The sequence below is a fragment of the Aeribacillus composti genome (assembly GCF_007827555.1).
GTDB classification, from domain to species: Bacteria; Bacillota; Bacilli; order Bacillales; family Aeribacillaceae; genus Aeribacillus; species Aeribacillus composti.
The window spans coordinates 23385-29703 of record NZ_VISS01000040.1; the positions used below are offsets into that span (position 1 = coordinate 23385).

The 6319-nt window shown below is 36.6% G+C and carries 8 protein-coding genes, 2 tRNA genes, 1 rRNA gene and 1 pseudogene; 6 read left to right on the forward strand and 6 right to left on the reverse strand.

Annotation, left to right across the window (positions count from 1 at the left end; all coding sequences use genetic code 11):
- Positions 1-203: 203 nt before the first annotated feature.
- Both FB379_RS16730 and FB379_RS19140 read right to left on the reverse strand, forming a co-directional pair.
- Positions 204-395 carry a hypothetical protein gene (locus tag FB379_RS16730; RefSeq protein ID WP_066251733.1) on the reverse strand — a complete coding sequence of 64 codons (192 nt, stop codon included), beginning with the start codon at positions 393-395 and terminating at the stop codon, positions 204-206.
- The gene (locus FB379_RS19140) at positions 371-475 is read right to left on the reverse strand and encodes a hypothetical protein (RefSeq protein WP_422386935.1); all 105 of its coding nucleotides are present in this window, start codon (positions 473-475) and stop codon (positions 371-373) included. The genes FB379_RS16730 and FB379_RS19140 overlap by 25 nt, the downstream gene beginning before the upstream one ends.
- Positions 476-800: 325 nt before the next feature.
- On the opposite strand from FB379_RS19140, the gene FB379_RS16735 reads away from it, so the two are divergent.
- From FB379_RS16735 to FB379_RS16760, 6 genes are all read left to right on the forward strand, one after another.
- Positions 801-1439: a response regulator transcription factor gene (locus FB379_RS16735; RefSeq protein WP_144598452.1), complete on the forward strand. Its 639-nt coding sequence runs from the start codon at positions 801-803 to the stop codon at positions 1437-1439.
- A gap of 239 nt (positions 1440-1678) precedes the next feature.
- The gene (locus FB379_RS16740; RefSeq protein WP_144598453.1) at positions 1679-2023 is read left to right on the forward strand and encodes a hypothetical protein; all 345 of its coding nucleotides are present in this window, start codon (positions 1679-1681) and stop codon (positions 2021-2023) included.
- A 142-nt stretch (positions 2024-2165) separates the two neighbouring features.
- On the forward strand, positions 2166-2951 hold the full coding sequence (locus tag FB379_RS16745) for a hypothetical protein (protein WP_144598454.1): 786 nt from the start codon (positions 2166-2168) through the stop codon (positions 2949-2951).
- 52 nt (positions 2952-3003) lie between these two features.
- A complete protein-coding gene (locus tag FB379_RS16750) occupies positions 3004-3771 on the forward strand; it encodes a hypothetical protein (RefSeq protein WP_144598455.1) in 768 nt (255 codons plus the stop codon).
- Positions 3772-3773: 2 nt separating this feature from the next.
- On the forward strand, positions 3774-4553 hold the full coding sequence (locus FB379_RS16755; protein WP_144598456.1) for a hypothetical protein: 780 nt from the start codon (positions 3774-3776) through the stop codon (positions 4551-4553).
- 32 nt (positions 4554-4585) lie between these two features.
- Positions 4586-5233 (forward strand): ATP-binding cassette domain-containing protein, encoded by a 648-nt coding sequence (locus FB379_RS16760; RefSeq protein ID WP_144598457.1) that lies wholly within the window; start codon positions 4586-4588, stop codon positions 5231-5233.
- A 128-nt stretch (positions 5234-5361) separates the two neighbouring features.
- Here FB379_RS16760 and FB379_RS16765 read toward each other — a convergent pair.
- The 4 genes and pseudogenes from FB379_RS16765 to rrf form a co-directional block, all read right to left on the reverse strand.
- Positions 5362-5702, reverse strand: a pseudogene (locus FB379_RS16765) (transposase); the annotation flags it as partial.
- 257 nt (positions 5703-5959) lie between these two features.
- Positions 5960-6032 (reverse strand) — tRNA-Thr (locus FB379_RS16770).
- Between the two features lies 1 nt (position 6033).
- A tRNA-Asn gene (locus tag FB379_RS16775) sits at positions 6034-6108 on the reverse strand.
- A gap of 124 nt (positions 6109-6232) precedes the next feature.
- Positions 6233-6319, reverse strand: a 5S ribosomal RNA gene (gene rrf, locus FB379_RS16780); the annotation flags it as partial.

Genomic DNA, 6319 nt, shown 5'->3' on the forward strand with positions numbered 1-6319 from the left:
ATCATTTTTCCTTCACAAGTTTTTTATTAAGCAATCGACGAGTATTAGTATAGAGGAAAAATGGTTTATTGTCAATATGAAGATTGAGCCAAGCATTTGCAGGAGGATTCCATAATAAACGCATACAAATGATAAAGATAACCCCAAAGTAATTCCTAGTCCTACTTAATCTCTTCAATGCTTGATGGATAAGGGTTTTCACTTTATTTTTTAGGTACATGGTACGGGTCACGTGTGGCTTCGTTTATTGTTCTCGTGATCTTTTCGATGTATTGTTTGAATGGGCTTCTTGAGATTTTTTCCATCTTTCTACTTGTCCAATAAGCGTTTTGATGACTAACTTTTTCTAATGCTGCCACCAAGGCCGTCATCATCGCACCGGTACCTTGATCCACCCAGTTCCGCCCATTTTCAAATGTTTCGCAAACACACTCATCGTTCTTTCTGTACTCCCCATTGGACGCATTCCGGTCATGTCTATTCCTTTTTCTCTCAGCTATTTCTGGATTTGCTATAAAAAACCTCCTTATATCTATTCTTGAGGAGATTATCTCATAATCTTACAGAGTCTAGAAGATTGGCTAAATTTGACGCTTACTTTTAAGGGAAAACGTTCCAAAAAAGGTTAAAATTATAAAAAATCAGAAACAATTCTGAGAGATCTGACGTTTTAATAAGTAGAAAGTCCTTCACAAGAAGTTATAACTGATATTTCGAATTATCCAATGTTTTTCTTAAGGCAACGGGCGTGAAGAGATGTGTAAAAAGAACAGACAAAAGGAGGTGTAAAAAGGTGCGTTATGAAAAAAATACATGTACTGTTGATTGAGAAAGACAAAGATGAGTTGTTAAAAATTTGCTCTAGCGTTAAAAATGAGACCGACATAGAAATAGTAGGAGTCACGTGCGAGCTGAAATGTTTAAGTGATTTTATTAACCGTTTACATGTGAACATTGTACTAATGAATATCAGATTAGTAAAAGATACAGAAAAAATCAAAGTAATAAAATCTGTTACTGAAAAAACAAAAGCACAGCTGATTATTTTAAATGATCAGATTGACAATCGATTGATTTTTGAAGCTTTTATTGCCGGGGCAATCTGTTACATAGACAAATCCTATAATCATATTCCAAATGTAATACGCTTAGCGTATCAAAAATGGTCACTTAAAAGCGCTTATGTTGAATCTGTTATCCGTAAGGAGTTTTGTCGCTTAAGACAACTAGAGATCCACTATATGAAGGAGAGATTAACACAAACAGAACAAAAAATATTAAAGCTGATCGCTGAAGGCTATAAGCAAAAACAAATAGCAGAAATATTAATGGTAGAAATTAATACAATAAAAAAGCACATTACTAATATTTTGAAAAAGACGGGGGAAAAAAGAAGCAAAGAAGCAGCCCGAAAGGCCCGGGAATGGGGGTTAATTTAAAAGGTGGCAAGAAAATTTGGGACTTTTTTCAAATGTGGATTCTACTCTATCATAAGTTTAGGTGATCACCGTTCTGTATTGTTAGAAAATGTGAACTGTAAAAACAGGTAGCTAGTACCTTACTCGAAGGATTCTCGCAGGAATTCAGGAATTTTAAATGTGGAAAAACGAGGAGGGTTTCATGTGAAAAAAAATGGCTAAAAATTGCTTTAACTTCTATTCTAGCTGTAGGAGCATTAGTGCCTGTTGCATCAGCTGCTAACTACAAATTTCATTTTGATGTGACAACAAACTTTTTAACTGGACATGCTTATACTAACTATGCATGGAAATTTACAGATAAAGAGAATCCAGTTGTTAAGATTACTAGTATAGATTCGAATTGGACAGCAGGAATAAGAATGGAAAATTCGGAAGGTGCGAAAAGGAGTAGTAATCTTTATACTAAAAAGGCTGGTAATTATACATTAACAAATAATGGCGCTAAGGCCAGTTATAAGTACCGTTTGAAAATCTGGAAAGAAAAAGGAGGTAAATTTGACCGCTTTACGATGAAAGGGAAATGGAACCCAGATACGTATTAACTTAACTCTTTCAATTTCGATTCCGTAGCATATCGCATTTCTGCAATGTAGAAATGCGATATGCTTTTAAAGTAGTTTTGATAGTTATCAATCAGAAAGCGAGTGAAAGATGATGCTCTTACTGGAATTAAAAAGGGGTTTATTGAATAAGCGCATGTTAGTTTCCTGTATGTTTGCTCTTGTATTAATATTTTTGACAGCTTATGACAGGTATTTGTATGATGTTTTATTTTTTGACCCCGAAGCTCCTGATATACGAGGTAATCATCAAGCGATTCAAGATATTTTAGGTGAAATACACAACAAATATAATATTTGGGAGAGCAGTTTTTCATACATAGGTATATTTTTTCCTTTAATTGTTGTGTTTCCATATGCCGATTCCTATTTAGAAGAAAAGAATCAGAAGTTTCATTACTTTATACAAACAAGGAAATCTTTTGACCATTATGTTAGGAACAAATACTTGGCCGCCACTTTAACTGGGGGGCTTGCTATCTTCATCCCAGAGTTTATCTTTTACGCTATAATTTCTATTTTTTTTAATAATGATGCCGATTCCCCCTATCGACATCTGCAGGAAGAAGGCATATTCTACACATTGTTCAACACACAGCCTGAATTGTATATTTGGATCAAATTTTTAACGCATTTTTTGCTTGGAGCGTGTTTCGCCTGTATCGCTTTATGCCTTTCCACCTTCGTCAAGAAGAAAGCAATTGTATACGTTGGGCCATTTCTGATTTTCGGTATTTGGGAGATTACCGCAGGAGCCATCCTGGATCAATATCAGTTTTCTCCATCCACCTGGTATGATTTATGGCCTGAAGTTTCGCCATTCTATGTATACGGGTCAATGATCACGATTTTGATTACAGGTTATGTAATTTTTATTTGGAGAACGAGACGGGTGAGAATTGATGACTAATGCCAATCCCCTGAGCACTAAGACCACTCTTTTAAACTATATGAAACACAAAGTGAAGCACGTAGTTCTGACTCGAAAAGCTGTTTTGTTTGTATTGCTCGTTTGTTTAGCAACTTTTCTGGCCAATAGCAAATTAGCGCATATTGACAACCGTTTCCTCAATATGTGGGATTTAATCTTCGATATGCTGTATCATCCTTACTATCAATTGTTCTTGTTTTTGCTTTTCTTCCTGTTTGTGTTAAGTGATATTTGCGATGATCGGTCGATAACTCTCTATGTTCTGCTGCGTTTAAATAAAAAATCGACGTGGTTACTTGCCAAAATGTTCCTAATATTTTTAATAAGTACACTGTACACGCTCGTATATCTTTGTATTATTACTCTAATTTCTCTTTTATTATACGGTTATAGCATCCATTGGAGTCCAGGATCCTCCAATCTTTACCATGGGGAGCTTATTGGGCATATACAACCAGTTACTGGTTTTATTCTATTAGCTATACGATATGTCTTAAGTATTTGGTTTCTCAGCATCCTATATTTGTTTGTTTATGCGTCAGCCGATGGTTATCGCATCGTCAAAGCAGTATCGGTGACGGTGATGCTTCTTGTTATTAACCATTTATTTGCTTATAGGTTTTTTGTATCGTATGTTCCGTTTTTGTATATCCATAACGGTTATCTCGTGACGCTTAGACTGAATGAAAACGGATTCCAATCGGCAATGGTGTTGAATGCAGCAACTGTTTCTCCAATAGTTTTAATGCTTCTCGTCTTGTGGATGCGAAAATCAAAGCTGGAATTTGGGGGATCTTGAATATGATCAGAGAATGGAAAGCCCTTGTTCAGTTTAATATGCGCTACTTTACTTATCATCAGTGGCTTCTGGCGATCGCAGTGTTCGTCATCTCTAATTTGGTCACACTTCTATATTATGGCGATCTTGTCTCATCCACTATAGATGCATTCATCTTCCACTTTGCCGTGTTTGAGGGGGCGGATATTTTAACGATCATTCATACATTGCTCCCTTTTTTCGTATTAGCGTATATTGTTGACTTATACATGGAAAACAATTTTCATGAGAATTTACTGTATACTTTGCTGCGGATATCTAACAGGAACGCGTGGGCATTGTCCCATTTGACCGTCTTATTTGCCATTCATGTTGTGTACCTATTTTTTTATTACAGTCTGTCCTGGTTCATTTTGCATTCTATTTATAAGTCAGGTGATATTACAGTCCAGTATTGGGCAGGTAAATTATCGTCAAAAGATGTATATTCACAATGGTTATTTCTATTCCTTTCATGGATTATCCAGCTAATCGGCTCTTTTAGTATTAGTTTGTGGCAAGTATATATCAACCTCCTTACCCAAAAAAGCGGTTACGGGTACCTCTCTGCTGCTTTAATGTACATCATTCCTTTCATTTTGGGGAATGTGAATTTATGGATTGGAAGCCATGGCAGACTTGTAAACTATGACGTGTTGGCTCCAGGTAGCGGGAGTCATTCAATCGCTGGTTTTGTCATTTTTCATGTTTTATGGATTCTTCTGTTCATTTATTTGTCGTATCGCGTTATGACGCGACGTTAGATTGCTGAATTTTCAAGGAAAGGTGATAAACTATGGCAGTTGTATTGCAGGTAAGGAACTTGAGCAAAACATTTAAAAAGGAGAAAGTATTCAGTAATATAAATCTTGATATTGAAGAAGCAAAGATTTACGGGTTTGTCGGGCATAATGGGAGTGGTAAATCAGTTTTCTTTAAGATACTTTGCGGCATTTTACTCCCAGACCAAGGAGAAATAAAAATTTTTGGAAATATTTTAGGGAAGGATATTGACTTTCCCACTGAAGTTGGTGCTGTTATCGAGACACCAGGATTCTTGTCCGATTACTCCGGATTTAAAAATTTAAAATACTTAGCTTCTATACGCAATAAGATTAGTGATAAGGAGATTATAGAAGCAATTCAAAGTGTCGGTCTAGATCCGAACAGCAAGAAAAGTGTGAAAAAATATTCTTTAGGTATGAAACAAAGATTGGGTATCGCACAAGCAATTATGGAGAAGCCGAAAATACTCATACTAGATGAACCAATGAACGGTCTGGATAAAACAGGAGTCAAACAGATAAGAGAATTGCTGTTGTCATTGAAAAAACAGGGGACAACCATCTTATTGGCGAGTCATATCAGTGAGGATATTCACATACTATGTGATAAAGTGTACGAATTTGATAATAAAACACTTGTGGAAGTAAATAAACTCTAGATTTCACTTAATCAGCCATTCCGAAAAAGGGTTGAATGCATACATTCTACTTGAAGCACTTGAAAAGACAGTTCAATGGCTAAACGGCAGATGTCACCGAATTCTTTGGAACTCAAGTCAAAACGATTGGCATTTCCTAAAATTCGTTCGTTAAACTTGCTAATTTCACATGTACTCATGTCATTTTGATACATCTTGATGATCGCTTCCTCGAGCCAGCCGGTATGGCGTTGGTAAGGGAGGGGGAACAAATGCGTTTGAAATTCTCCGTTCCGGTAATCCGACCGTATTGTGCATCTGGATTTCGTTAATAGTAGCCGTTTCTCATATTCAATGTTCCAGCTTGTTCAATCTCGAGGAAATGTTTCATTTCTTCCCACATAATCAGCTCTAATTTTTCATTCACAAACTGACGAATGGTACTTTCCTGTTGATTAGCCCAGTCACCATTCGGTATACTTTTAGACATAGGTAGGGTTCTCTGGAATATTTAGCCAAATCAGAGAATACCCTACCTTTTTCTTTAGGTCTAGCAAAATCCCTTACACAAAACTTTATACATCATCCTTTTGCCCGACATAAATTTTATCGAGATCTTTTATATTTTTTTAAAAATAATATAAAAGATCTTATTGCCGTCAAAATGTTGTTGAAGAATGATATAAAAAACAAAAAAGGCTCCCTCGCACATCGAGAAAACCTTGTTATTTCAACGTTTTTCATCAAAGCTTCCAACCGGGCTCGAACCGGTGACCTCTTCCTTACCATGGAAGTGCTCTACCAACTGAGCTATGGAAGCATGGCTCCGCAGGCAGGATTCGAACCTGCGACCGTTCGGTTAACAGCCGAATGCTCTACCACTGAGCTACTGCGGAATATTTTAATAAACCATATTTTGGTTCACATACAGCTCAATCAGTAATCAAAATGACTTCAAAAGAATGTACTCATGTATGGTTCTCTACAATAAGCCCAGCTTTCAAAAAGAATTTAAAGGCAGCCTGGCAGCGTCCTACTCTCACAAGGGACAAACCCTCACTACCATCGGCGCTGAAGAGCTTAACTTCCGTGTTCGGGATGGGAACG